We start from the raw sequence: 24,607 nt of genomic DNA, 5'->3' as shown, positions 1-24,607 counted from the left end.
TTTGCCATGTACAGGCCCGGCCCTGATAATTCCTGGCGGCGCGCCAGCCCTCTGACGCGGCTCGCGGTGCTGGCGGTGGTGGCAGCGATGCTGCCGCTCTGGCCGGCGCCGGTGCTGCTGGGGGCGCTGTGTCTTGCGCTGGCAGGGGGGGCCGGGCTTGGTTTTGGCCGTGTTCTGGGGCTGCGGCTGCTGGTGCTGATGTTGCCGGTCGGGCTCGCGCTTGGCCTCGTGCATGGGTTCCTGATCGCGCGGGGTCCGCCCGGCATATGCGGCCCCTTTGCCTGCTACCCCGAAGGGCTGCGCTATGCGCTGCTGGTCTTTTCGCGGCTCGCGCTTTTGCTGTCGGTAAGCCTGATTTTCGTGATGACCACCCGCCCTTCAGATCTGGCGCGGGCGCTGGACGGGGCAGGGGTCAGGCCCTCGGTCTCCTATCTGCTGACGGCGCCGCTGTCGCTGGTGGAAAGCGTCGGCCAGGAGGCCCGGCAGATCCGCGACAGTCTGCAGATGCGCGGCCTCTCGGCGCGCGGCCCCCTGCGCGAGCGGTTCCGGATGCTGGTTGGCATGGTTAATCCGCTGGTGCGCGGGCTGATCACCGAAGCTCCTGTCCGGGCAGAGGCGCTGGAGATGCGCGGCTTTCGCGCCAGCCCGAAGCGCGGGCTGATCGACCCGGTCGAAGACACAGCGCGCGAGATCTGGCTGCGCCGGGGCCTTTTGGCGCTTGCGCTGCTGCAACTGGGGCTTTTGCTGCTATGGCGTTGATTGCGCAGGATCTCTCTTTCTCATGGCCAGGAAAATCGCCTTTGTTCGGCGGGGTGTCTTTCACCCTGGCGCCGGGCGAGCGGCTCTCGATCCTGGCCGGGAACGGCATGGGTAAGACCACGCTGGCGCGGGGCCTTGCGGGGTTCCTTAAAACAGAGGGCAGGCTCGACTGGCAGGGCGAGGCGCTGCATTCGATGTCGCGTGCGGATCATGCGCGGCTCGTGCAGGTCGTGGGGCAGCGGCCGCATCTGCAGCTCAGCGGGCGCGGCTACAGCCTGCGTGAAGAAGTGGCATTCGGGCCGGAAAATCTTGGCCTGCCGGTGGCCGAGATCCGCGCGCGCACGGCAGAAGCCCTGCATTTCCTGAACCTGACCCATCTCGCAGAGCGCGATTGCCGTCGGCTCTCGGGGGGGGAAACACAGCGCGCGGCGCTGGCCGGTGCGCTTGCGATGCGGCCGCGCCTGCTGATCCTGGACGAGCCGATGACCGATCTGGATGCCGAAAGCCGCGACGCCCTGGCGGGGCATCTGCGCAGCCTGCCCTGGGAAATGGCGGTGATATTCCTCGATATCGGCTGGCAGTCCTGGATGGCGGGGCTGGTGGATCACCATTTGCTGCTGGATCAGGGTGAGGTGAGCGGCCCGCTGACGACAGAGTCGCTGTTCGCAACGCCGCTGCCCGAGCGTATTTTTCTGGCGGGACAACCGGCATGACGCGCGAAGACACGGTGGTCGCAGACGATCTGAGCTTCGGCTATCCCGGCCAGGCCCGGCTTTTTGAGCGGCTTTCGCTGCGATTTGCCCCGGGAGCGGTGGTGGCGGTGCTTGGCCCCAACGGCCGCGGCAAAAGCAGCCTCTTGCGGCTTTTCGCGGGGCTGGAAAAGCCGCTTGCGGGCAGGATCTCGGTCGCAGGCGTTGATCCGGCAGGGCCGGAAGCCCGCGATCTCGCCCGGGTTGTGGGCATGGTCGCGCAATCCTCGGACCGCCATTTTCTGCGCACGAAAGTTCAGGACGAGGTGGCGCTGACTGCCCGCAACCTCGACCTTCCCGACCCCGCCGCGCTGGCCGCTCAGGCGCTGGAACGGCTCGGGATTGCGGATCTCGCGGCGCAGCATCCGCTTGACCTTGACGCCGGCGAGAAACGCCTGGTCGCGCTGGCTTCGGCCATCGCGCATGGGCCGCGCCTTTTGCTGCTTGATGAGATCCAGCGCGGGCTGGACCGGATCAACCGGCAAAAGGTGATAAGGCTGATCGGCGCGGAGGCGGCGCAGGGCACGACCATCCTCGCCGTGACCCATGACCGCGATTTCGCGGAGGCCATTGCCGGGGCCGAACTGGTCTTCGGCGATGAGGGCATCCGCCTCACATAAGCCCGGGGTTGCGGCAGGGTGTGGTCAGATCCAGCGGGGCGTCACGGGCCGAGGTTCTGACATCCATCAGACCCAGCACGGTATGAAAGAAGTTATCATGGCTGACCGGCTGCGTCGCCTCCTGCGCGAGGCAGGTGGCATCGAGCCCCATCGCGCTTGAGAAGCGCGGATCCAGCCAGAGGACGAAGGGCACTTTCGTCTGTTCGGCGGGCGCCATGAACGAGGGGGCGGCATGCAGGTAGAGGCCGTTTTCTCCCAGTGATTCACCATGGTCCGACATAAACACCATGGCCGGGATCACATTCTGAGCTGCGGCAAGCATGTCGATGGTGCTGGCCAGAACGTGATCGGTCTCGAGGATCGAATTGTCATAGGCGTTGACGATTTCTTCTGCGGTGCAATCCGAGAATTGCGCGCTTTCGCAGGCGGGGGCAAAACCCGCGCGCTCCGGCCCGTAGCGCAGGTAATAGGCAGGACCATGGCTGCCGATCATATGCAGTACCAGCACCGTATCGCGGTCGATCTTTGCCAGCCGGTCACGGATCGCCGGCAAAAGCGCCTCATCCGTGCATTCGACCGCGCAGGCTTCCGGCGCAAGGCTGGCATCGACCCGCGCCCAGCCGGTACGGCTGGCCACATTCTGATCGCCGGTATTATTGTCGACCCAGAGCGGGGTGATCCCGGCATGTCCGAGGATATCCATCAGGTTCTCGCGGCCAAGTGCGCCCTCGCGGCTGTAGCTGGCCTTGCCGAGACCCGAGAACATGCAGGGCACCGACACGGCGGTTGATGTGCCGCAGGAAGAGGCATCGGTAAAGGCGATCACATCGCGCTTTGCGAGATCCGGTGTGGTATTGCGCGCATAGCCGTTCAGGCCGAAATTCTGTGCCCGCGCGGTCTCTCCGACAAAGACGACCAGCAAGACGGGCTTGTCTGCGCGCGCCAGCGCCTCGCCAGGTTTGGCATCCCGGCCATAAGGCGCGGCGGTGGGGTCAGCGGTCTTCCACTGCTCGCGGGCATAGCGAATGCCGGCGGTCAGGCTGGCGCCGGGCTGATAGGACCCCATCAGATCATGGCGTTCACGCAGCATGGCCGAGTAATCCTTGTAATGGCTGAACAAGGCGCCGGTCATCAGCGCAAAACTCAGCGCCACGCCCAGAGGCCAGCGCCAGAGCTGATGCACCAGCCTGACCCGGCTGACACGCGGCCAGAAGACCAGCGCCGCCGGCAGAACGCCGGTCACAAAGATCCCGGCGACCATCCGCAGCGTGATCAGATGGCGCGATTCCGTCACCGTGGTCTCAAAGATATTGCGCACCATCTCGCGGTCGATCAGCACGCCGAAATTGCGCTCGTAATAGCTTGCTGTGGCGGCGAGGAGGATCAGCACCGCTGCCACCGGCTTTTGCAGCCGCCCCGGGCCGAGCAATTCAAGGGTCAGCAGCGTCAGCGCCCAGACACCGAAGCCGAACATCGCCACCCGGCCGGGCGAGGCGGGGAATTCCGCGAGCAGCCGCGTCCAGAACCCGTGATTGAGCGCCAGCATCACAAAGGAGGCCACCGCGACGTTCAGCACGAGATGCGGGATAACAGGGCGCGGAAGACGCCGGAGGGGTTCAAAAAGCGACATATGCCTGTCTTTCTTGCGCCGGCCTGGACCGGGTCGGGATGAAAACTGGCCGCTTGCGGACCATTTATCCCTGGCTTGTCGCCTCTGAACCTTGCGCCAGGCTTGCAGCGATGCCTGCCTGGCTGTTTTTCTGCCCAGACGGTCCGGGCCGCCGCAATTTCCTCGCCTCAGTCGCAACCGCAGGCTATGCAGCCTTTATGCGCCTGCTTCTTGTCGAGGATTCCCCTGATCTCGCCGGTTCCGTGCTGCGTCATCTGAGCGCTGCGGGCCATGCGGTTGATCATGCGTCTGATGCTGCGGGCGCGCTGGCCGCGATGGCGGTCGGGGATTATGCCTGCGTGATCCTCGATCTGGGCCTGCCCGATGGCTCTGGCCTCTCGGTCCTGCGCGAGCGCCGCAGGGCGGGGGACCGGACGCCGGTGATCATCGCGACCGCGCTCGATCAGATCAGCGACCGCATCGCGGGGCTTGATGCCGGTGCCGATGATTATGTCGTTAAACCCTTTGATCTGGCCGAGCTGTCGGCACGCATCCGCGCCCATGCGCGACGCGGCCAGTTCCTGCCGGAAACCCGGTTGCAGATCGGCGGGATCGAGGTCGACCGCGCGGCAGCACGGCTCTGGCGCGGGGCTGACGAGATCCGCCTGACCTCGCGCGAATGGGCGCTGTTTGACGCGCTTCTGGGCGCGCGGGGGCGGGTGCTGGGGAAATCCGCGCTGGAAGAGGCGCTCTATAATTTCGACGCGACCATCGAGGGCAATGCGGTCGAGGTCTATATCTCGCGGCTCAGGCAAAAGATCGGTGCCGGGATGATCGAGACCCGGCGCGGCCTTGGATATGTGCTGACATGAGCGGTGAAAGCCGCAGATCCTGGTCGATCCGTCGCCGTCTGACCCGGCGCGTGCTGTGGCTTGTGCTTTTGGCCTGGCTGGGCGCGATCGCGCTGGCGACGCTGTTTCTGGATCATGAAATCAACGAGATGCTGGATGAAGAGCTCCAGGCCATGGCGGAAACCACGGTGCTTTACATCGAGGCCAGCCCCGGTCAGGTGATCCCCCGCAATATCGGCATCGATCCCGGAAATGGCGAGCGGGTGCTGCGCATCCTGCGGGCGGGTGATCCGGTGCCGACAGAGCCCTGGCCCGTACTTGCCAGCGATGGTTTCCATAATGCGAATGGCTGGCGGGTCTTGCGGGTCACGGCGGAAAACGCCGTGATCGAGGTCGCCCATAATGAGGCATGGCGGCGCGAGGAAATGTTCGAGGCGGCCTCGGCCTTTCTGGTGCTGATCCTGCCGATGGTGCTTCTGCTGGTCTGGGGGCTGCGCCAGAGCCTGGCAAAGGGGTTTGCACCGCTGGAAGATCTGACTGCGGGGATTGCAGGCCGCCCGCCCGCCGATCTTTCGCCGGTGCCCGAGGCCGGGCTGCCTGATGAACTGCATCCGCTGGCCCATGGGCTGAACCAGTATATTGCGCGCGTCAGTGCGCTGCGCGACGCCGAACGCGCCTTCATCGCCAATGCCTCGCATGAATTGCGCACGCCGGTCGCCGCGATCCGCGCCCGGCTTGATCTGTCGCAGGATGCCGATGCCCGCGCGACGCTGCCGATGCTTGATGCGCTGACGCGACGGGTGGAGCGGCTCTTGCAGCTCTCGCGATCCGAGGCGGGTCTGGGGCTCGGGCGCGGACCGGCGGACCTGATCCGGATTACCCGGCTTTTGCTGCGCGAAACCGGGGGGGCGCAGATCCGGTTCGATGATGGCGATCTTGAAGAGGTTCAGGTTGCCGCCGACCCCGATGCACTTGCGATCCTGTTGCGCAATCTGATCGAGAATGCGGTGGAGCATGGCAGCGGCCAGGTCTTGCTGCGGATCCGCGAAGCGCCCGGCGCCGGAGCTGAGGTGCTGATCGAGAATCCGACCAGTGGCACCGAGTTCCATGATCAGGCTTTTGCCAAACGGCCGGGATCGACCGGAACCGGGCTGGGTCTGACCATCAGTGCCGAACTGGCTTCGGCCATGGGGGCGAAAATCACCCGCCGGATCGCGGATGGCATGGCGCGGGTTGAAATCTCGCTGCCCGGGGCCAGCCTCCCTGCGGCAGGGCCGGGCGATCAGAGCCCCAGCTGATCCAGGGCATAGGCCCCGGCCTGGCGCAGCCCCTGGAACACATTGGTCACCGCGTTTTCCCCGGCTCCGGACAAAAGGCTGACATAGCGGCTATGGGCCGGGTCATCGCTGGGCAGATCGGTGATATCAATGATACGGATCCCCATCCGCCGCGCCAGTTCCCGGATCGCGGGATCCTTGACATCGACCGTTCCGAGCCGCTCGCGCCGTGCCGCCAGGCGGGCGGAAAAGGCCAGTGCCTTGTCATCGGATGAGACCAGCACCGTCAGAGGATGCTTCAATTGCCCGATCACGGCCATCTGTTCGCGAAACATATCCAGATCGATATCGGGGGCAGCCAGGATTACCTCCAGCCGGTCAAGCACATCGCTGCGGCCTTCAAGCTTCAGCTGCCGCAACGCCTCCATCGTCAGGCGTCCGCCCATGGAATGGCCAAGCACCATCACCGGTTCTGCGGTTTTGCGCCCCCGGCTCAGATCCGAGAGGAGGCCCGCCAGAGCCGAGCGCGAGTAATCCGCCCCGTCACGATCTGCGATATAGCCCGCGACATGGGCCTGAGACGGCCAGGAGAACAGGACCGGATTGCCGGGGACATGCGCATCCGCCGAGAGCTGCGCGAGGCGATAAAGCGCCTCCTGGAATGACGTATTGAAACCATGGACATAGACGCCGGTCTGCTCATGGCCCAGATCCTGCAGAAAGGCGCGGGGGGCCAGGCTGACCTGGCCGAGCGTGACGAAATCAGTCGCGGGATCGGGGCGCCCTTTCGGCCATTCAATCGCGCCGGGCTTATGGTCGGGTGGCACCGAGATGTCGAAATAGCCATAGTCAGGTGACGGCGCGCGGCCTGATCCGAAACTCCAGGCACTGACCGGGTCGCGGGCGCGGGTGGTGACCATCCAGACGCGTTTGGTCGTGGCGTCGGGCACCGTTCCGTCAGCCACGGGCAACAGCACGTCTGGCCCGGGGCGCGGGGCACAGGCCAGCACCGCCAGCACGAGCACAAGGATCAGGGCAGGGCGCATTGAGGGGCACTCCGCTGGTCATCAGGGGCCGGTGCAGGCCGGAAATGCGGGCTGTAACCGGGGTTATGAAACCATAACCCCGGTTACAGCTGTATGAAAACCCGGATCCCGTCTCACTTCATCGGAGCGGCAGCCGCGATCGAGACCGCAACATAGGCCGCCGCCTGATCCCGCACGGCGCCCGCCAGTGCGGTGCGCGCGGAAAGCGCGGTGCGTTCGGCATCCAGCACGGTGAAGAAATCGGTCTGCCCCGCCTGCCAGGCATCGCGGGCCAGTGTCACGGTTTCCTGCGCGGTCGAGACCAGTTTGCGCTGTGCCGCCACGTTGGTGCCGCCGCGCCGCCAGGCGGAAAGGCCGTTCTCGACCTCTTCCACCGCGTCGAGCACCTCGGCCTGCCAGCGGATATGGGCCTGGACCGCCCGCGATTCTGCGGCTTTCAGATTGGCCCGGTTGGCGCCGCCGGTGAAGATCGGCAGGTTGATCGCAGGTCCGAAGGACCAGGAGGTCGGGTTGCCGCCGCCCCTGACATTCATCGGGCGGATTGATCCCGAAAGGCTGACCGAAGGCCAGAATTCTGCCTCGGCCACACCGATCCGCGCGACGGCGGCAGCAAGACCGCGCTCGGCGATCTGCACATCGGGACGGGCGCGGATCACGTCTGCCGGCAAGCCGACCGAGGGGTTCGAACGCGCGGAGGGCTGCGCGCCGCCTTTTTGCAGCTGCGGGCGCAGAACGGCAGTGCGCGAGGCCGTCAGCGTCGCAAGCCGGTTCACCGCCTGATCGAAACCGGTCTCCAGGACGGGCAGGCTCGCTTCGGCCTGGGCCACGGCCTGTTCGGCCTGGAGCACATCAAGGCGGCTGGCCTGGCCGACTTCCAGCATGTCCTGGGTCAGGCGCAGCGTCTCGCGCCGGCTGCTGATGCTTTGCCGGGTCAAAGCGATGCTTTGCTGATAGTAGCGCAGGTCGATATAGGTCGTGGCCACGGCGGCGGTGACGGCACGGCGCGCGGCCTCTTCGGAAAGCTTAGAGGCTTCGAGTTCGGCAATTGCCGCGGCGCGGGCCGAGCGGTTGCCGCCGAAAATGTCGAACATCCACGAGGTCGAAAGCGTCGCGGAGGTGCTTTCCGTGATCGCGCCGGATCCCTGGCTGTCGCCCCGCGTCGCGCCGGCGCCGGCACTGGCCTGCGGCAGAGCGGCGGCGCGGGCGGCGGCCACGCCGGCCCCCGCCTCGTCAATCGCTGCAACCGCCTCATGGATCGAGAGGTTGCGCGCCAGTGCCGTGGTGACCAGCCCGTCCATGGTCTTGTCCTGGAAGCTGAGCCACCACGCGCCATTTGCGCTGCGGGCAGGGGCACTGGTTGCGAAAGTGGCGGCGGTATCTGCGCTCGGCGCGGTATATTCCGTCGTGACACAGGCCGAAAGCGCCAGTGTCAGCGGCAGGATCGTAAGGTAACGCCCGAGACGGGGCCGGAATTGGGTGCTGCTCATGGATGCGGTCTTTTTGTTATGGGGCCGGAGAGGGAAGCAAAGAAAGTGACGGGGGCATGCTCTGCCATGCCCCCGTCAGGGTTATTCCGCCGGATGGACAGATCCTTGGGCGTCACTGGCGGAACCCGTTTTTTTGAGACGCTTATGCGTCCCGAAGAGTTTCATCACGAAGACAAAGAAGACCGGCGCGAAGAGTACACCGAGGACCGTGGCCGCGATCATACCACCGACCACATTGATCCCGATGGCATTCTGGCTGGCCGCTGAAGGGCCGGTCGCCACCGCCATAGGCACCACGCCCATGGTGAAGGCAAGCGAAGTCATCAGGATCGGGCGGAAGCGCAGACGGCAGGCCTCGACCGTGGCCGCCATCAGCTCCTGACCTTCGGCGATCAGGTCTTTGGCGACCTCGACGATCAGAATGGCGTTCTTGGCCGAGAGCCCGACAATGGTAATAAGGCCCACGGTGAAGAAGACGTCATTCGACAGTCCCGCCCACATCACCGCCGCGACCGAGCCGATAGCGCCCATTGGCACGATCAGCATGACCGAGAGCGGGATCGACCAGCTGCCGTAAAGACCGGCAAGGCAGAGGAAGACGAAGAGGATCGACAGACCGATCAGCATGGGCGCCTGGCTGCCGCTTTCGATCTCCTGCTTCGACTGACCGGTCCATTCATAGGCGAAACCGGTGGGAAGCTCGCCGGCAAGACGCTCCATCTCGGCGATGGCCTCGCCTGACGAATAGCCCGGTGCCGCCTCGCCATTGATCCTCAGCGCGGGGTAGCCGTTATAGCCGACGATCTGCGTCGGGCCGTAGCCCCATTCGGCGGTGGCAAAGGATGACAGCGGCACCATGCCACCCTGCACATTGCGGACGTTGATCTTCATCACGTCTTCGATGTTCATCCGGCTCGACGCTTCGGCCTGGACCATGACGCGCTGCATTTTGCCGTCATTCGGGAAGTCGTTCACATAGCCCGACCCAAGCGCGACCGAGATGGTGCGGTTGATCTCGCCAAATGTCACGCCGAAAGCATTGGCTTTTTCGCGGTCGACACGCAGGCTCAGCTGCGGGCCGGCGGGCAGACCCTCGACATACATCTGGCCAAGGATCGGACTGTCGGCCGCGCCGGCAAGGATCTGGTTCGCCGCAGCCTGCAATGCCGCATTGCCCATATTGGCGCGGTCCTGCAGACGGAAGGCAAAGCCCGAGCTTGTCCCCAGCCCCTGGATCGGGGGCGGCGACAGCGCGAAGGCAATGGAATCGCGGATCGAGAACAGCATTCCCGAAAGCTGACCCGCAAGGCCCGGCGCCGAGAGTTCCGGCGTGGTGCGTTGGGCCCAGTCTTTCAGCGTCACGAAGGCTAGGCCCGAATTCGGCCCCTGACCGAAGAAGGAATAACCCTGGATCACCACGATGGAATCGACGCCGTCCATGCCAAGGGCAAAGCCTTCGGCCTGTTTGGTGACTTCGCGCAGACGGTAGGTGGTGGCGCCGGGCGGGGCCTGGAGGTTGGCGATCAGGAAGCCCTGATCCTCATCCGGCAGGAAGGCCGACGGGATTTTGACATAGAACCAGCCAAGGCCTGCCACCAGGGCGACATAGATGATCATCATCCGCCCCGCGCGCCGCGTCAGCCCGCCAACCGCGCCGGTATAGCCCTTGGTGGCGCGGTCGAAATTGCGGTTGAACCAGCCAAAGAGGCCGCGTTTCGCATGGCCGTGCCCTTTCGGGATCGGCTTGAGGAAGGTCGCACAAAGCGCCGGTGTCAGCGAAAGCGCAAGGAAGGCCGAGAACGCGATCGAGACCACCATGGTCAGCGAGAATTGCTGATAGATGATGCCGACCGAGCCCGGGAAGAAGGCGAGCGGAATGAACACCGCCATCAGCGCCAGCGTGATCCCGACAATCGCGCCGGAAATCTGCCCCATCGCCTTTTTCGAGGCCTCTTTCGGCGAGAGCCCCTCCTCGGACATGATCCGCTCGACGTTTTCCACCACCACGATAGCGTCATCGACCAGAATGCCGATGGCAAGGATCATCGCGAACATGGTCAGCACGTTGATCGAGAACCCTGCCGCGAGCATGACCGCCAGCGTCCCCGCAAGCGCGATCGGCACGACGAGGGTCGGGATCACAGTATAGCGGAAATTCTGCAGGAAGACGAACATCACCACGAAGACAAGGCCCACGGCTTCCAGCAGCGTCATCACCACTTTGTGGATCGAGGCCGAGACAAAGGGTGTCGTGTCATAGGGGATTTCATAGCCGATCCCCTCGGGGAACATCGGCTCGAGGCGTTCCATCACACCGCGCACGCCCGAGGAGGTGTCCAGCGCGTTGCCGGTCGGAGACAGCTGGATGCCGATTGCGGCGGTTTCCTGACCGTTGAGGAAGGTCTTGAACGCATACATCTCGGCATCGATCTCGATGCGCGCAACGTCTTTCAACTGTACCAGACCGCCACCCTCGGCCGAGCGCAGCACGATATTGCCGAATTGCTCGGGGTTGGAAAGCTGGCCGGTGACCAGCAGGGTTGCCTGGACCTGGGTGCCCTCGGGAGCGGGTTCGGCGCCAATCGAGCCTGCCGCGACCTGGGCATTCTGCTCGGCAATCGCCGAGGTGATGTCGGTCACGGAAAGATCCAGACCCACCAGTTTCGCCGGGTCGATCCAGACGCGCAGCGCCCGTTCGGTCGCAAAGACCTGGGCACGGCCCACGCCGGGCACGCGGCGCAATTCATTGACGATATTGCGCGAAATATAGTCACCAAGCGCCACGGCATCGAGACCCGATTCCGGTGTCGCGGTCAGCGCCACCATCATCAGAAAGCCCGCGCCGGCCTCTTCGACCAGGACGCCCTGTTGCTGTACCTGCTGTGGCAGGGAGGATTCGACCCGGCGCAGACGGTTCTGCGTGTCGACCACGGCCTGGGCCACTTCGGTCCCGGCCTCGAAGGTGACGTCGATGGTCACCGCCCCGGTCGATTCCGACGTACTCTGGAAATAGAGCATCCCGGGAATACCGTTCAGCTCTTCCTCGATAGGCTGGGTGACCTGCCGATACAGATCTTCGGGCGATGCGCCTGCGAAACGGGTCGAGATCGAGACCTGCGGTGGCGCAACATCAGGATATTGCGACACCGGCAGCAACGGCAGCGACAGCGCCCCTGCCAGTGTTATGAAGATCGCGATGACCCAGGCAAGGACCGGGTTGTCGATAAAAAACTTTGCCATGGATCAGGTCTCAGTTCGTGCCGGCTTCTGCCGGGGCAGCGAGCGCTTTTGCGCAGACATCGGGGGGGGTATCACCGGTCGAGGGATCTGCCCAGCAGACCGGAGAAACCGGCGCGCCGGGGCCCATTTTCTGGAACCCGTCAACGATCAGCATTTCGCCTGCCGCCAGGCCATCATGCACGGTGACACGGTTGCCGACCGACCGGCCAAGGCCGACCGTGCGCAGCTCGGCGGCGCCCTTGGTCACAACATAGACCATGGCCTTGCCCGACGCATCACGCTGCACCGCCTGGCCCGGAATGGCGAATGCCGCCGCTTCGGTGGCCTGTTCGACCGAGACACGAACATACATGCCCGGCAGAAGGATGCCGTCCGGATTGGGGAATTCAGCCCGCAGCGTCACCTGGCCCGAAGACCGCTCGACCGAGGCTTCGGCGAAGAGAAGCTTGCCGGGATGGGCATATTGCGAGCCGTCATCCAGCAGAAGAACCACCCGGGCGGCGCCCGGCTCGACCTGGGTCAGCTCGCCCGAATCCAGCGCCTGGCGCAGACGCAGGAGTTCAGAGACCGGCTGCTGCATATCGGCATAGACCGGGTCGAGCTGCTGGATCGTGGTCAGCACCTCGCCCTGGGCCGAAACCAGCGCGCCTTCGGTCACCTGGGCGCGGCCGATGCGGCCCGAAATCGGTGCCCTGACCTCGGTATAGCTCAGGTTGATTTCGGCGGCGCGCAGCTGGGCTTTGGCTTCTGCCAGTGCCGCGGCGGCCTGAAGGCGCGTTGCGGTCGCCGTCTCGAATTCGGCCTGGCTGGTGATATTGCGCTCATTAAGCGAGGCATAGCGACGCTCGGTCGCCTCGGCCTCGGCCAGCACGGCCTCGGCGCGGGCGACGGAGGCCTTTGCGGCTTCGACCGCGATTTCATAGCTCGCGCTGTCAAGGCGGAACAGCACATCTCCCGCCGTCACGAGGCTGCCCTGTTCGAACACGCGGGTCTCGATGATGCCCCCCACACGCGGGCGCACATCGGCCACCTGCGTGGCCGAGACGCGGCCCGGAAGCTCGGACGTTACAGGGATGCTTTCGGGCTGGATCATCACCACACCGACCGAGGCGGGCGGCATGCCGCCCTCCTGCGCCAGGAGGGACGTGGTCGACAACAGGGAAATGCCGGCGCCAATGGCCAGGGCACGGAAAATCGAAACGGGCATAGGGTGTCCTGAAAAGCAGGGAGGAGGAGTCAGGTTTGTTCTGGGCATATGTCCAACTTGAACACATGTCCAGCTTGTTTTTGTGTCATGACCTGCTAAAAAGAACGAAATGCTGAAATCGGAGGCAATGATTTGGCCTATATGTCGCGCGAAGCACGGCGTGAGCAGATCATGAATGCTGTGGTCGAACTGGTTGCGCAGGAAGGGCTTGCGGCGGCCACGGTGCGGCGTATCGCCTGCCAGCTGCAATGTTCGCCCGGTCAGATTCACCATCATTTCGATTCGGCCGAAGCCCTGCGCGCCGAGGCCGTGCGCGAGGTCTGGCGCCGGCTGGAGCCGCTGTTGGTTGCCGCATTGCGCAAGTTATCACCGCGGGAAAGGCTGATCACAGTGCTTTCGGGCTGCAAGACGCAGATCCTGGGCGAGGATGATCCGCTGCTGCGGGTCGCCGAACGGCTCTGGAGCGAGGCCTGGGAAACACGCCGCGATTCCGCCGTTCGGGCGGCGATTGTCGATGGCGTCTGCAAAATGCGCGATGAAGTCTGCGCCAGCCTGGCAGAAGGGGTGGCGGCAGAAGATTTCCCCGAAGATCTCGACGTGAACCGGATGTCGCTTTTGCTGATCGCCGCCTCACAGGGCTTTGACTTCCTGGAAGAGGTCGGGATCGAGCAAGAGCTTGGTATCGATAAGCGCGCCTATATGATTGAGGTGATGCGCCGCGAGGGTCTCTGATCAGACCGGCTTTGTTAACGCCGTCTGGGGTACCGCAAGCCCGGTGCGGGCGGTTGTGGCGATGCGTTTTCCTGTGCTGGTCTCGAAAAGATGCAGCTTTGCTGCTGCCACCGAAAGCCACATCTCGCTGCCGATCTGCGCGGTGGGATCCAGCGTCAGAACCAGCGGCTGGCCGTCGATATGGCCATGCACCAGCCGCTGCGCGCCCAGCTCTTCGACGAAATCAGTGATAAAGGGCAGGCCGATGGCCGATGGAACCAGATCCTCGGCGCGGATCCCCAGCGTCACGGCACCTTTCGCGCCCGGCAGATGCCCCAGCCCGATCTCGGACGTGCCAAGGCGCAGCCGTGCGCCGTCCAGTTCTGCATCGAGCAGATTCATCGCAGGCGCACCGATGAAAGAGGCCACAAAGGTCGAGGCCGGGCGCAGATAGATATCCAGTGGCGCGCCGACCTGTTCAATCCGCCCCGCATTCAGCACGACAAGGCGGTCGGCCAGCGTCATTGCCTCCAGCTGGTCATGGGTGACGTAAAGCGAGGTGGTGCCAAGCCGCTTTTGCAGCCGCCGGATCTCGCCGCGCATTGTCACCCGGAGCTTCGCATCGAGGTTCGAAAGCGGCTCGTCAAAAAGGAAGGCCGAGGGCTGGCGCACCACCGCGCGGCCCATCGCCACCCGCTGCCGCTGCCCGCCCGAAAGCGCGCGGGGCTTGCGGTCAAGATAGGGGCCAAGCTCAAGCATCCGTGCGGCCTCTGCCACCCGGGCCTCGATCTCGGGCTTTGGCGTGCGGCGGTTCTTCAGCCCGTAAGCCATATTCTCGCGCACCGTCATATGCGGGTAGAGGGCATAATTCTGGAACACCATTGCGATATCGCGGTCGGCAGGGTCGACGCGGTTCACCACGCGGTCCCCGATCTTCACCTCGCCGCCCGAGATGTCTTCCAGCCCCGCCACCATGCGCAGCAAAGTGGATTTGCCGCAGCCCGAAGGCCCGACCAGCACGATGAACTCGCCATCCCGGATGTCGAGACTGATCCCCGTGACCGAGGGCGCGGCGGCCCCCGGATAGGTTTTCGACAGATCGGAGATTGTGATCGAGGCCATTATTTATCGCTTTCCGTCAGGCCCTTGATGAACCAGCGCTGGAAGACGACCACCACGATCACGGGCGGCAGCAGGGCCAGAACGGCAAGGGCGAAGGCTTCGTTGTAATCGGGGATCTGGGAGCCGATCCACACCTGGAGGATCTGCTTGATGCCGCGCATCAGGGTGAAGAACCGTTCTTCCGTCGTCATCAGCATCGGCCAGAGATACTGGTTCCAGCCATAGACGAACATGATGATGAAGATCGCCGCCATCATGGTTTTTGACAGCGGGATCAGCACGTCGATCAGGAATTTCCACGGGCCTGCGCCATCGATGCGCGCGGCCTCCAAAAGCTCATCCGGGACGGATTTGAAGAACTGGCGGAAATAGAACGTGCCTGTGGCCGAGGCCAGCAGCGGCACGATCAGGCCGGTATAGCTGTTCAGAAGGCCAAGGTTTGACATGACCTGATAGGAAGGCATGATCCTGACTTCCAGCGGCAGGAGCAGCGTCGTGAAGATGATCCAGAACAGGAAAGTCGCAAATCGAAAGCGGAAATAGACCAGTGCATAGGCCGCCGCCATCGACAGCACGATCTTGCCCACCGCAAAGCCGATCCCGAGGATCAGCGAATTCGTCAGCATGGTCAGGCCGGTGACCTGGCCGGTAAAGCCACCCTGACGGGTCAGCACGGTCTGGTAGGTTTCCAGCCCCTGATCACCCGGCGTCAGGTAAAGCCCGTTCATATGGATATCGACCGCCGAATGGGTCGAGGTCATCACCGCGACCAGCACCGGAACACACATGAAAAGCGTGCCGAGGATCAGGATGAGATGGTCGAAAGGTCGGATCCGGTTCATCATCTCACCCGTAATGCACGCGGCGTTCCAGCCAGCGGAACTGGATCAGCGTCAGGACCAGCACGATCACCATCAGGATCACCGATTGCGCCGCCGATCCGCCGATATCATTGCCGCGAAAGCCGTCATTGTAGACTTTGTAGACCAGCGTCAGCGGGTTGTTCGCGGGCTTGTCCTTCACCATCACATCGATCACCGCGAAGGTATCAAAGAGCGCATAGGTGATGTTGATGATCAGGAGGAAAAACGCCGTCGGGGCCAGCAGCGGCAGGATCGCGGTGCGGAACCGGGTAAAGCCATTGCGGCAATCGATCACCGAGGCTTCGCGCACGCTGGCCGGGATGCTCTGCAGCCCCGAGAGGAAGAAGATGAAATTGTAAGGCACCTGTTTCCAGACGGAAACAAGGATCATCGCGAAGGCGGTATCCCAGTAATTGATGCCCACTTTCATGTCATAGCCGAACCAGGCGGCAAGCTGTACGAAGGGGCCGATATGCTGGTCGAACAGCATCATGCCCATCAGCCCCGCAACCGGCGGCGCGATGGCATAGACCGCAATCAGCGCAGTGCGGTAGCTGGTGCGGCCGCGGATCACCTTATCGGCCTTGACCGCGAAGAGAAGCCCGAGGCCCAGCGAGAATACCGTCACCAATACGGTGAAGAGCGCGGTGAAACCGGCGATCCGCTGATATTCGCGCGAGCCGAGCGCGTCCCTGTAATTGTCGATGCCGACAAAGGTCGAACCGAACCCGAAAGGGTCTTCGATATAAAAGGACGAGGTGATCGCCTGGACCGAGGGCCAGTAGAAAAAGACGAAAATCACGGCGAGCTGCGGCGCGAGGAACAGCCAGGGCAAAAGCGGCTGATCAAACTGCACCCGTTTCGCGGGTTCGGGCGCGGCACCGGGGCGGCTCAGCCAGCGCCGGATCGCGCCGGCAGGCTTTGCGGGATGGAGAACGTCACTCATCAGGATCCGACCTGCGCGAACACGTAAACCGGGCCCGCATCACGCAGGCCCGGCCAGAGGGAACGGGTGTTTCAGCCCGAGGTCTTCGCGAAGCGGGCGAGAAGCTCATTGCCCTCGGTCTCGATGGCTTTGAACGCGTCTTCGACGGTTGTGTCGCCCGAGAAGATCTTGTTGAACTCGCGCTCTTCGATCACGCGGATCTGCGGGTAAAAGCCAAGCCGGTAGCCTTTCGACCATTCGCCCTGCGGCTCAAGAAGTTGCAGGATGCCGACCTCGGCAACCGGGTTCGCCTCATACCAGCCATCAGCTTTCGATTTCTCATAGGCTGCTTTGGTGATCGGCACATAGCCGGTGGCCTGATGGTAGAAGGCCTGCACATCGGTCGAGGTCAGAAAGTTGAAGAAATCAGCCGAGCATTTGTTCTGATCGTCAGGCTTGCCGGCCATCGCAAAGAGGGCAGCACCACCGATGAAGGTCGATTTGTTGCCGTCTGCGATGGTTTCATCATAGGGCATGAACGTGGCCGAGAAGGGCATGGTCGCGGTTTTCGACAACCCGCCGAACGATCCCGAAGACCCGATCCACATCGCAACCTTGCCTTCTTCGAACGGCTTCTGGTTGTCGGCCCAGCCGGCGCCATAGAAGCCGAAGAGGCCGTCTTTGTGCCAGGCGGCAAGGCGGGTCCAGAAGGCGATCATCTCGGGCGCGGTGGCGCGCAGCTCGGTGCCGTCGAAGCCGTCATAGCCATTCTGGTTCGTGGCCATCTGGACGTTGTTGCGCGAGTAGAAATTCTCAAACAGCTGCCAGGTCAGCTGGCTGGCGGTCAGCGGGATATAGCCGGCCTCTTTCAGCTTCGGCGCGCCCGCTTCGAATTCGGCCCAGGTCTTCGGAGCCTCGACACCGGCTTTCGCGAAAGCCTCGGTGTTCAGATACATGATAGGCGCCGAAGAATTGAACGGCATCCCGATGAACTTGCCGGTCGCATCGGCGTAGAAATAGCGGATGCCGTCGATGAAGGCGTCGCGATCAAAGCTGTGGCCATTCTGGATCAGCAGGTCTTCGGCCGGGATGGTGGCGCCTTTGGCATTGATGATGGTGGCGGCACCGGCGTCAAACACCTGGAGAATGTTCGGCTGCTCGCCCGAGCGGAAAGCCGCGATCCCGGACGCGAGGGCTTCTTCATAGGTGCCTTTCGAGACCGGCGTGATGGCGCAGGCGGATTGCGCCTCGTTGAATTTCCCGGCGATCTGATTGATCACCTGCTCATTGGCGCCGCCCATACCGTGCCACCAGGTGATCTGGACCGGATTGGCGAAAGCTGCGGTGCTGGTTGCCAGCAGCGCCAGCGCGGGGAGGAGTTTTTTCATGACCGGATGCCTCATCGGAAAGATGGGCGGAACCTGACCGGGCTTTGTAACAGGGGTGCAGCACCGGGACAGCAGTTTCACGACAATCGGCCCGGCGGTCCTTTCCGGCAAGCGGGCTTGTCTTCGCCCGCGCGGCGGGAGAGAAAGCACCCAGCGGTGCTGACGGTGCGCCGGATCCGGACCCTTTCGCCATGCAAATCCCCACCAGCCCGAACCGCTTTGCCCTGCCGGGGCTGTTACTTGGCGGGGTGCTGATCGGCTGTTCGCCGATCTGGGTGCGGCTGTCCGAGGTCGGCTCGGTCTCGACCGCCTTCTGGCGGCTGGCACTGGCGCTGATCCCGCTTGCGCTTATGGCGGGCGGTGGCCGGTCAGGCGGTGCTGCACAGCCGAAAACCCTGCGCGATCGGGTCGAGATCAGCCTCCCCGGCGTGATCCTTGGGGTCGAACTGGTGGCCTGGCACATCTCGCTGCACCTGACTTCGGTTGCGAATTCGACGCTGCTGGTAAATATGGCGCCGGTTTTCGTGGCGCTTTTCGCCTGGATCGTGCTGAAAAAACCACCGGGGCGGCTGTTTATGCTGGCGCTGGCTGTAACGATTATCGGGGTCGTCGTGCTTAAGGGCGGACCGGCGGCCTTGCGCGACGGCGATCTCAGGGGCGACGGTATCGCGATTTTCGCCGCCATGCTTTACGCGGCCTATATCCTGATGCTGGGCCGGGCACGGCAGCGGTTTGCGACCGGCGTGATCATGCTCTGGAGCACCGCCGCCGCCGCGATCGCGGTCTTTCCCTTTGCGCTGATGACCGACCCGAGCCTGATCCCCCTGACCCTTGCCGGATGGGGCGTGCTGATCGGGCTTTCATGGATCAGCCAGGCCGGCGGCCAGAGCCTGATCGCCTGGGCACTGGCCTTCCTGCCGGCAACCTTTTCCTCGCTGACGCTCCTGTTGCAGCCGGTCATTGCCGCGCTGCTGGCCTGGGCGGTACTGGACGAGGCCCTGACCCTGACCCAGGCCCTTGGCGGTGTGATCGTGCTTTGTGGCATATGGATCGCACGTGCCGCCCAGATGCGGCAGGCCTGAGGCATTTAAGTTCTGCTTAAGCTATGCAGGCAAGATCCGCGCGAAATCCACCGGAGTAGTCCCATGCCGAACCTGTCCAGCGCCACCCTGCTTGCGCTGTCGCTTTTTGCCTTTGCCGCCTGCGTGCCGGTGGAGCAGGTCCCTGTCGATCCCGTTGCCGCAGCTGCCGCCGCCGAAGCAAAGGCCGAGGCCGAACGGGTCGAGGCGCAAAAGCGCATCGCCTTTGCGCCCGTCAGCGGTGATGTTGCCGCGATGTATGCCGCGCGCGAAGATGGCGGCCAGATCATCGCCGGCATCGACCCGGCAAAGATGAACCCGGACCATGTCCGCCGCGTGGTCGAATTCCAGACCAGCGAGGTGCCTGGCACCATCATCGTCGATCAGGGCGCGCGCGCGCTTTACTTCGTGATGCCCGAGGGCAAGGCACTGCGCTATGCCGTCGGCGTCGGTCCCGACGCGATGCGGTTTGACGGCGGTGATGCGGTGATCGACCGGAAACAGGCCTGGCCGCGCTGGATCCCGACTGCGGATATGGTGAAGCGCAATCCGGGCCGTTACCTGCAATATAAGGACGGGGTGCCCGGCGGGATTTCGAACCCGCTCGGCGCGCGGGCGCTTTATATGCAAAAGGACGGGCGCGACACCTATTACCGGGTGCATGGCACCAATGATCCGACCTCGGTCGGGCGCGCGGTTTCGGCCGGCTGCATCCGGATGCTGAACCAGGATGTCATCGATCTTCACGCCAGAGTGACCATCGGTGCCAAAATCGTGGTGCGCTGAGGCGGCAGGCTTAAGCTTCGGTTAAGCGCGGCGGGTGATCCGGGCGACAATGGGCCGAAAGCCTGTGTCTGACACCAGTTCATGCCCAATTGCATGCCAAGGAGACCCGAGATGAGCACCAACCCCACCCGCCGCCGCGCTTTGCTGACTGCCGCTGCCGGGCTGACCGCCCTGGCGGCGCCCGGGCTTTTGCGCGCCGAAACCCAGGCCTTGCCGGCCTATCCGCGGCACAATTCCTCGGGCTTTCAGATGCAGGACTGGCGTGACCATTTCGACAGTCTCGGCTCGGGTGTCATCGTTGCGGATTTCGGCTCGCGTGCGCTGCATTACTGGTCGGGGAATGGGCAGGATTACCGGCTGTTCCCGACCTCGGTGCCTCTGACCGAGGAGCTGACGAAACGCGGCTATACCGAGGTCGTGCGCAAACGTGTCGGGCCGGACTGGACGCCGACCGCCGATATGCGCCGCCGCGATCCCTCGCTGCCGGCCTATCTGCCGCCGGGCAAGGACAATCCGCTGGGCACCCATGCGATGTATCTGAGCTGGCCCGCCTATCTGATCCATGGCACCCATGACACCCGCAAGATCGGGCGGCCGTCCTCTTCGGGCTGCGTCGGGCTGTACAATGAGCATATCGAACAGCTCTTTGCCGTGGTGCCTGTTGGCACCCGCGTGCGGATCATCTGATCAGAGCAGCCCGCTAACCGGGCCGGTCAGGCGGGCAGGATCAACTCTGCCCGCTCGCCGCCGCCCTCCCTGGGCGAGAGACACAATCGGCCGCTCATCCGCTCCATCACCGCCGCGACGATGGCAAGACCGAGCCCGCTGCCCTGGCCCGAGGGGCTGGACGCGCCGCGCCAGAACCGTTCCGTCACATGGGCGCGGTCGGCCTCGGGGATGCCGGGGCCACGATCCAGCACGGTGAACCGCACCTCATTTGCCGCCCGCGTAAGATCTGCCTCGACCACGCCACCCGCAGGAGAGGCGAGGATCGCATTCTCGATCAGATTGCGCAAAGCGGGCGCCAGCAGCATCGCATGGGCCGTATGCCAGAGCCCGGTTGCGCCCCGGATCTCAAGCGTCACGCTGCGTTGGGCCGCCAGCCCCTGCAGGCCCTCGGCCAGATCGGCAAGGAGCCGCGCGCCGTCCTGTTCCGGTCCGCTGCCATCGGCATTCTCTGCGGCGGTCATGTCGAGAAGCTGGCGCACCATGCGGTCGGTTCTGGCCACCCCGGTCGAGATCTGCGCCAGCGCGCGGTTGCGTGTCGCCTCATCAGGGGCGATCACCGCGACCTGGGCCTGGGTCTTCAGCCCGGCAAGCGGCGTCTTCAGTTCATGTGCGGCAAAGGCGGTAAAGCTGCGCTCATGTTCGCGCGCGGCCTCGACCCGGCGAAAGAGCCCGTTCAGGGCGGTAACCATCGGGCGCAATTCGCGCGGGCCGGGGGCGGGGTCAATGGCCGAGAGATCGGTCGCCGGGCGCAGGGTCAGCCCCCGCGCCAGCCGGTCAAGCGGCGCAAGGCCACGCCCGACCGCGAACCAGATCAGCGCCGCCAGCACCGGCAGAATGGCCAGAGCCGGCACCAGCAGGCCAAGGATCACCCCACGCACCAGGCGCTCGCGCATCGACAGCGCATCGCCGACCATGACGCGAACGCCCATCTCCGCATCGATATGGGAATAGACGCGCCAGGTCTCGCCATCGACCTCGCGTTCAGAGAACCCTGCCGCATCATCGGCAAGCCGGGTCTTCGGTGCGCCATCGGATTCGCTCTTCAGCCGGCCGTCAAAGCCCCAGACCTGGCAGATCAGCTCATGCGAATAGCCTTCGGGGCCATCATCGGGCAGAATATGCGGACGGGGATGGGCCAGCATTTCCACCGCCTCTCCCACGACGCCGCCATTCCGCGCGATCAGCGAGGCCACCATATGCGCCGATTCCTGAAGGCGGCGGTCCAGCACATGATTGACCTCGGTGCGGGTGGTATACTGGATCCAGACCACCGCCGAGAGCCAGACCGCCCCGGTCGCTGCGAGCAGGATCAGGAAGAGCCGCATCCGGATCGACGACATCATGCCTCGCCCTCGGGGGCCAGCCGGTATCCCGCGCCCCGCACGGTCTCGATGAAATCGGCACCAAGTTTGGTGCGGAGTTTATGGATATGCACTTCGACCGTGTTCGAGCCGACCTCTTCCTGCCAGCCATAAAGCCTGTCTTCGAGAAAGGATTTCCCAAGGATCGCGCCGGGGCGTTCCATCAATGCCTGGATCAGGGTGAATTCGCGATTGGGAAAGATCACCTCACGCCCGGCGATGATGCCGCGCATCCGGGCCGGGTCAAGCACAAACCCGTTCCAGCTGAGATGGCTTTCCGCCCGGCCCTGGCGGCGCCTCAGGATCGCGCGCAGCCGTGCCGCAAGCTCGTCCAGCTCGAACGGTTTGCCAAGATAATCATCGGCGCCGGCATCAAGGCCCGCGACCTTATCCTCCAGCCGGTCGCGCGCGGTCAGCAAAAGGACCGGCAGATCGCTTTCCGTCGCGCGCATTTCGCGCAGCAATTCGAGACCGGAGCCATCCGGCAGCATCAGATCCAGCACCATCGCTTCGAAATTTCCTGCCGTCAGCGCCGCCCTGGCATCTGCCACCGACCCCACGGCATCGGGCGAGAACCCGGCCAGCCGCAGCCCGACGCTGAGCCCGTCGCGCAAAAGGTCGTCATCCTCGACAATCAAGAGCCGCATTGCATCCCCATTTTTCCGGCAGAACATCATGCCGCCGGACCGGGGCGGGCCATGCCACGCCCGGCTTAAGCCAGACTTAAGCCGGGTGCGGGCGCGGCGCCAGTGAGAGACTGATCACAGAGGCCGGCATCAGAGGCTCACCTGGGTGCCGATCTCGACCACACGCCCGGCGGGAATGCGGAAATAATCCTGGGCGCTGGCGGCATTGCGCGACATCCAGATGAAAAGCCGGGCCTGCCACATCGGCATCCGGGGCCGCACAGACGGGCGCAGGCTGCGGCGCGACAGGATGAAGGAGGTCGACATGATGTCGAATTTCAGTCCCTTTTGCCGCGCCAGCATCAGGGCGCGCGGCACATCCGGGTCTTCGGCATAGCCATATTGCAGGATGATGCGGCGAAAGCCCGGTGCGATCTCTTCATATTTCAGCCTGGTCTCATCGCTCAGCCGGGGCAGATCGCGGGTGACGATCGAGAGGATGATATTCTGCTCATGCAGCGCCCGGAAATGCTTCAGGCTGTGCAAAAGCGCAACCGGCGCGTTTTCGGGCGAGGCGGTCAGGAAGACGGCGGTGCCAGGAACCTTCGCGATGCGGTCACTGCCCAGCTTGGTCACCAGCGCCGCCAGCGGCAACTGCCCCTCGGCATCTTTCGCCTGCACAATGGCAGTGCCGCGCCGCCAGATCAGCATGACGACCAGCAAGGCTCCGGCCAGCGCCAGCGGTACATAGCCGCCATCTGCCACCTTCATCAGGTTCGACCCCAGGAAGACCATTTCCAGCGCGACCAGCGGGCCCATCACGGCGAGGATCGCGATCACCGGCCAGCGCCAGTGCCAGCGCACCACCACCACCGCCAGAAGCGAGGTCACCAGCATCGCCCCCGAGACCGAGATCCCGTAAGCCGCCGCCAGCGCCGAGGAACTGCCAAAGGTCAGCACCAGCGCCAGCACCCCGAACATCAAAAGCCCGTTGATCAGCGGCAGGTAGATCTGGCCCTGCTGTTCCTCGGAGGTCTGGCGGATCTTCAGCCGTGGCAAAAGCCTCAGCTGGATCGCCTGTTGCGCCAGGGAAAACGCGCCGGTGATCACCGCCTGCGAGGCGATCACCGTGGCAAGCATCGCCAGCACCACCATCGGCACCAGCAGCTGTGGCGGGAACATAAGGTAGAACGGGCTTTCCAGCGCTTCGGGGCGGGTCAGAAGTTCGGCACCCTGGCCGAGGTAGTTCAACACCAAAGCCGGGAAGGTGAGGTAAAACCAGCCGATCCGGATGGGTCTGGCGCCGAAATGGCCCATATCGGCGTAAAGCGCCTCGGCCCCGGTGACGGCCAGAAAGACCGACCCCAGCACCGCCAGCGCCACGCCCTGATGCGTCAGCAGGAACTGTAAGGCGTGATGCGGCGACAGGGCCGAGAGAACCTCAGGCGCCTCGCAAAGCCGCCAGAGCCCGCCCGCCGCCAGCACCAGAAACCACAAAAGCATGACGGGGCCGAAAAAGCGCGACACAAAATCGGTGCCGTGTTTTTGCACCCAGAACAGCAGGACGATCACGGCCATGGCGACCGGCTCGACAAAGGGCGCCGTGCCCGGTGCGATCAGCTTCAGCCCCTCGACGGCAGACAGGACCGAGACCGCCGGCGTGATCACGGCATCGCCGGAAAAAAGTGCTGCGCCGAGGATCCCGAGCACCACCAGAACCAGCGCCCTGCGGCCCCGCATCTGCCCGAGCGCGCGCTGCGCAAGCGCCAGCAGCGACAGCGTGCCACCCTCGCCGTCATTATCGGCGCGCAGAAGGATCCCCACATATTTCACCGACACGATCAGCGTCAGCGTCCAGATGATCAGCGAGATCACCCCGAAGATGTTCTCAGCCGGCGCATGGCCCCTTGTGGCGCCGCTCGCCACCATCGCCTCGCGCAGCGCATAAAGCGGCGAGGTGCCGATATCGCCATAAACCACGCCCAGCACCCCAAGCGTGAGCGCCGCCATTGCCGGTTTGCGGGCGCTGTGCCCGTCACCGGGTGTTTCATGCGGTGTGTCCTGCGGTTTTTCCGGCGGGGCGGTCAGCGCAATATTCTGCATTGTCATTCTCCTGCCCGTCAGGGCTGTGGCAGAAGCCTCCTGACGGTATCACAGATCTGTGCTTCGGCG

General features: G+C 64.2%; 21 protein-coding genes. 9 read left to right on the top strand and 12 right to left on the bottom strand.

Annotation, left to right across the window (positions count from 1 at the left end):
- The first annotated feature begins 6 nt into the window (after window positions 1-6).
- Genes M3484_RS10965 through M3484_RS10955 form a run of 3 tightly spaced genes read left to right on the top strand, consistent with a single transcriptional unit; the run spans window position 7 to window position 2,128 of the window.
- Window positions 7-759, top strand: a complete 753-nt coding sequence (locus M3484_RS10965; RefSeq protein ID WP_092902235.1) for an energy-coupling factor transporter transmembrane component T — start codon at window positions 7-9, stop codon at window positions 757-759.
- On the top strand, window positions 750-1,472 hold the full coding sequence (locus M3484_RS10960; protein ID WP_249496893.1) for an energy-coupling factor ABC transporter ATP-binding protein: 723 nt from the start codon (window positions 750-752) through the stop codon (window positions 1,470-1,472). The genes M3484_RS10965 and M3484_RS10960 overlap by 10 nt, the downstream gene beginning before the upstream one ends.
- Window positions 1,469-2,128 carry an energy-coupling factor ABC transporter ATP-binding protein gene (locus M3484_RS10955; protein WP_249496892.1) on the top strand — a complete coding sequence of 220 codons (660 nt, stop codon included), beginning with the start codon at window positions 1,469-1,471 and terminating at the stop codon, window positions 2,126-2,128. The genes M3484_RS10960 and M3484_RS10955 overlap by 4 nt, the downstream gene beginning before the upstream one ends.
- Here the strand turns inward: M3484_RS10955 and M3484_RS10950 are convergent.
- Entirely contained in the window at window positions 2,121-3,758 is a 1,638-nt protein-coding gene (locus M3484_RS10950) for a phosphoethanolamine transferase (RefSeq protein WP_249496891.1), read from the bottom strand. The two genes, M3484_RS10955 and M3484_RS10950, sit on opposite strands and share 8 nt — an antisense overlap.
- Window positions 3,759-3,955: 197 nt before the next feature.
- Between M3484_RS10950 and M3484_RS10945 the strand changes: the two genes are divergently transcribed.
- A complete protein-coding gene (locus tag M3484_RS10945) occupies window positions 3,956-4,609 on the top strand; it encodes a response regulator transcription factor (RefSeq protein WP_092903058.1) in 654 nt (217 codons plus the stop codon).
- Complete coding sequence (locus tag M3484_RS10940; RefSeq protein WP_249496890.1) at window positions 4,606-5,886, top strand: sensor histidine kinase; 1,281 nt, start codon at window positions 4,606-4,608, stop codon at window positions 5,884-5,886. Before M3484_RS10945 ends, M3484_RS10940 begins: the two co-directional genes overlap by 4 nt.
- On the opposite strand, the gene M3484_RS10935 is transcribed toward M3484_RS10940, so the two are convergent.
- From M3484_RS10935 to M3484_RS10920, 4 genes are all read right to left on the bottom strand, one after another.
- Complete coding sequence (locus M3484_RS10935; protein WP_249496889.1) at window positions 5,871-6,911, bottom strand: alpha/beta hydrolase; 1,041 nt, start codon at window positions 6,909-6,911, stop codon at window positions 5,871-5,873. The genes M3484_RS10940 and M3484_RS10935 overlap by 16 nt on opposite strands.
- A 113-nt stretch (window positions 6,912-7,024) precedes the next feature.
- A complete protein-coding gene (locus M3484_RS10930; protein ID WP_249496888.1) occupies window positions 7,025-8,398 on the bottom strand; it encodes an efflux transporter outer membrane subunit in 1,374 nt (457 codons plus the stop codon).
- 81 nt (window positions 8,399-8,479) lie between these two features.
- Window positions 8,480-11,638, bottom strand: a complete 3,159-nt coding sequence (locus tag M3484_RS10925; protein ID WP_092902249.1) for a multidrug efflux RND transporter permease subunit — start codon at window positions 11,636-11,638, stop codon at window positions 8,480-8,482.
- Between the two features lie 10 nt (window positions 11,639-11,648).
- Window positions 11,649-12,845 carry an efflux RND transporter periplasmic adaptor subunit gene (locus tag M3484_RS10920; protein ID WP_249496887.1) on the bottom strand — a complete coding sequence of 399 codons (1,197 nt, stop codon included), beginning with the start codon at window positions 12,843-12,845 and terminating at the stop codon, window positions 11,649-11,651.
- A gap of 141 nt (window positions 12,846-12,986) precedes the next feature.
- On the opposite strand from M3484_RS10920, the gene M3484_RS10915 reads away from it, so the two are divergent.
- Window positions 12,987-13,577, top strand: coding sequence for a TetR family transcriptional regulator (locus M3484_RS10915; protein ID WP_092902252.1), 591 nt, complete (start codon window positions 12,987-12,989; stop codon window positions 13,575-13,577).
- Here M3484_RS10915 and M3484_RS10910 read toward each other — a convergent pair whose 3' ends face one another.
- From M3484_RS10910 to M3484_RS10895, 4 genes are all read right to left on the bottom strand, one after another.
- Entirely contained in the window at window positions 13,578-14,678 is a 1,101-nt protein-coding gene (locus M3484_RS10910) for a sn-glycerol-3-phosphate import ATP-binding protein UgpC (protein WP_249496886.1), read from the bottom strand.
- Window positions 14,678-15,520 carry an ABC transporter permease subunit gene (locus M3484_RS10905; RefSeq protein ID WP_092903060.1) on the bottom strand — a complete coding sequence of 281 codons (843 nt, stop codon included), beginning with the start codon at window positions 15,518-15,520 and terminating at the stop codon, window positions 14,678-14,680. The genes M3484_RS10910 and M3484_RS10905 overlap by 1 nt, the downstream gene beginning before the upstream one ends.
- A gap of 4 nt (window positions 15,521-15,524) precedes the next feature.
- The gene (locus M3484_RS10900; protein WP_092902256.1) at window positions 15,525-16,487 is read right to left on the bottom strand and encodes a carbohydrate ABC transporter permease; all 963 of its coding nucleotides are present in this window, start codon (window positions 16,485-16,487) and stop codon (window positions 15,525-15,527) included.
- 71 nt (window positions 16,488-16,558) lie between these two features.
- Entirely contained in the window at window positions 16,559-17,854 is a 1,296-nt protein-coding gene (locus M3484_RS10895) for an extracellular solute-binding protein (protein ID WP_249496885.1), read from the bottom strand.
- A 191-nt stretch (window positions 17,855-18,045) separates the two neighbouring features.
- Between M3484_RS10895 and M3484_RS10890 the strand changes: the two genes are divergently transcribed.
- From M3484_RS10890 to M3484_RS10880, 3 genes are all read left to right on the top strand, one after another.
- Complete coding sequence (locus tag M3484_RS10890) at window positions 18,046-18,936, top strand: DMT family transporter (RefSeq protein ID WP_249496884.1); 891 nt, start codon at window positions 18,046-18,048, stop codon at window positions 18,934-18,936.
- A gap of 63 nt (window positions 18,937-18,999) precedes the next feature.
- Window positions 19,000-19,719 (top strand): L,D-transpeptidase, encoded by a 720-nt coding sequence (locus tag M3484_RS10885; protein ID WP_092902262.1) that lies wholly within the window; start codon window positions 19,000-19,002, stop codon window positions 19,717-19,719.
- A gap of 111 nt (window positions 19,720-19,830) precedes the next feature.
- Complete coding sequence (locus M3484_RS10880) at window positions 19,831-20,406, top strand: L,D-transpeptidase (RefSeq protein ID WP_092902264.1); 576 nt, start codon at window positions 19,831-19,833, stop codon at window positions 20,404-20,406.
- A 26-nt stretch (window positions 20,407-20,432) separates the two neighbouring features.
- Here M3484_RS10880 and M3484_RS10875 read toward each other — a convergent pair whose 3' ends face one another.
- The 3 genes from M3484_RS10875 to M3484_RS10865 form a co-directional block, all read right to left on the bottom strand.
- A complete protein-coding gene (locus M3484_RS10875; protein ID WP_249496883.1) occupies window positions 20,433-21,791 on the bottom strand; it encodes an ATP-binding protein in 1,359 nt (452 codons plus the stop codon).
- Window positions 21,788-22,456, bottom strand: a complete 669-nt coding sequence (locus M3484_RS10870; RefSeq protein ID WP_249496882.1) for a response regulator — start codon at window positions 22,454-22,456, stop codon at window positions 21,788-21,790. Before M3484_RS10870 ends, M3484_RS10875 begins: the two co-directional genes overlap by 4 nt.
- Before the next feature lie 129 nt (window positions 22,457-22,585).
- Window positions 22,586-24,538: a potassium transporter Kup gene (locus M3484_RS10865; RefSeq protein WP_249496881.1), complete on the bottom strand. Its 1,953-nt coding sequence runs from the start codon at window positions 24,536-24,538 to the stop codon at window positions 22,586-22,588.
- Window positions 24,539-24,607: the final 69 nt, after the last annotated feature.

The sequence above is a fragment of the Pseudomonas sp. GX19020 genome (assembly GCF_023371075.1).
In the GTDB taxonomy this organism is placed as follows: Bacteria; Pseudomonadota; Alphaproteobacteria; order Rhodobacterales; family Rhodobacteraceae; genus Pseudogemmobacter.
Note: the sequence above shows the minus strand (reverse complement) of the source record. Positions and strands in the feature narration are given on the sequence as shown.

What these genes read in the sequence shown, in the direction of transcription:
- M3484_RS10965 (WP_092902235.1), top strand. Translation starts at nt 7, where the DNA reads ATGTACAGGCCCGGCCCTGATAATTCCTGGCGGCGCGCCAGCCCTCTG.
- M3484_RS10960 (WP_249496893.1), top strand. Translation starts at nt 750, where the DNA reads ATGGCGTTGATTGCGCAGGATCTCTCTTTCTCATGGCCAGGAAAATCG.
- M3484_RS10955 (WP_249496892.1), top strand. Translation starts at nt 1,469, where the DNA reads ATGACGCGCGAAGACACGGTGGTCGCAGACGATCTGAGCTTCGGCTAT.
- M3484_RS10950 (WP_249496891.1), bottom strand. Translation starts at nt 3,758, where the DNA reads ATGTCGCTTTTTGAACCCCTCCGGCGTCTTCCGCGCCCTGTTATCCCG.
- M3484_RS10945 (WP_092903058.1), top strand. Translation starts at nt 3,956, where the DNA reads ATGCGCCTGCTTCTTGTCGAGGATTCCCCTGATCTCGCCGGTTCCGTG.
- M3484_RS10940 (WP_249496890.1), top strand. Translation starts at nt 4,606, where the DNA reads ATGAGCGGTGAAAGCCGCAGATCCTGGTCGATCCGTCGCCGTCTGACC.
- M3484_RS10935 (WP_249496889.1), bottom strand. Translation starts at nt 6,911, where the DNA reads ATGCGCCCTGCCCTGATCCTTGTGCTCGTGCTGGCGGTGCTGGCCTGT.
- M3484_RS10930 (WP_249496888.1), bottom strand. Translation starts at nt 8,398, where the DNA reads ATGAGCAGCACCCAATTCCGGCCCCGTCTCGGGCGTTACCTTACGATC.
- M3484_RS10925 (WP_092902249.1), bottom strand. Translation starts at nt 11,638, where the DNA reads ATGGCAAAGTTTTTTATCGACAACCCGGTCCTTGCCTGGGTCATCGCG.
- M3484_RS10920 (WP_249496887.1), bottom strand. Translation starts at nt 12,845, where the DNA reads ATGCCCGTTTCGATTTTCCGTGCCCTGGCCATTGGCGCCGGCATTTCC.
- M3484_RS10915 (WP_092902252.1), top strand. Translation starts at nt 12,987, where the DNA reads ATGTCGCGCGAAGCACGGCGTGAGCAGATCATGAATGCTGTGGTCGAA.
- M3484_RS10910 (WP_249496886.1), bottom strand. Translation starts at nt 14,678, where the DNA reads ATGGCCTCGATCACAATCTCCGATCTGTCGAAAACCTATCCGGGGGCC.
- M3484_RS10905 (WP_092903060.1), bottom strand. Translation starts at nt 15,520, where the DNA reads ATGAACCGGATCCGACCTTTCGACCATCTCATCCTGATCCTCGGCACG.
- M3484_RS10900 (WP_092902256.1), bottom strand. Translation starts at nt 16,487, where the DNA reads ATGAGTGACGTTCTCCATCCCGCAAAGCCTGCCGGCGCGATCCGGCGC.
- M3484_RS10895 (WP_249496885.1), bottom strand. Translation starts at nt 17,854, where the DNA reads ATGAAAAAACTCCTCCCCGCGCTGGCGCTGCTGGCAACCAGCACCGCA.
- M3484_RS10890 (WP_249496884.1), top strand. Translation starts at nt 18,046, where the DNA reads ATGCAAATCCCCACCAGCCCGAACCGCTTTGCCCTGCCGGGGCTGTTA.
- M3484_RS10885 (WP_092902262.1), top strand. Translation starts at nt 19,000, where the DNA reads ATGCCGAACCTGTCCAGCGCCACCCTGCTTGCGCTGTCGCTTTTTGCC.
- M3484_RS10880 (WP_092902264.1), top strand. Translation starts at nt 19,831, where the DNA reads ATGAGCACCAACCCCACCCGCCGCCGCGCTTTGCTGACTGCCGCTGCC.
- M3484_RS10875 (WP_249496883.1), bottom strand. Translation starts at nt 21,791, where the DNA reads ATGATGTCGTCGATCCGGATGCGGCTCTTCCTGATCCTGCTCGCAGCG.
- M3484_RS10870 (WP_249496882.1), bottom strand. Translation starts at nt 22,456, where the DNA reads ATGCGGCTCTTGATTGTCGAGGATGACGACCTTTTGCGCGACGGGCTC.
- M3484_RS10865 (WP_249496881.1), bottom strand. Translation starts at nt 24,538, where the DNA reads ATGCAGAATATTGCGCTGACCGCCCCGCCGGAAAAACCGCAGGACACA.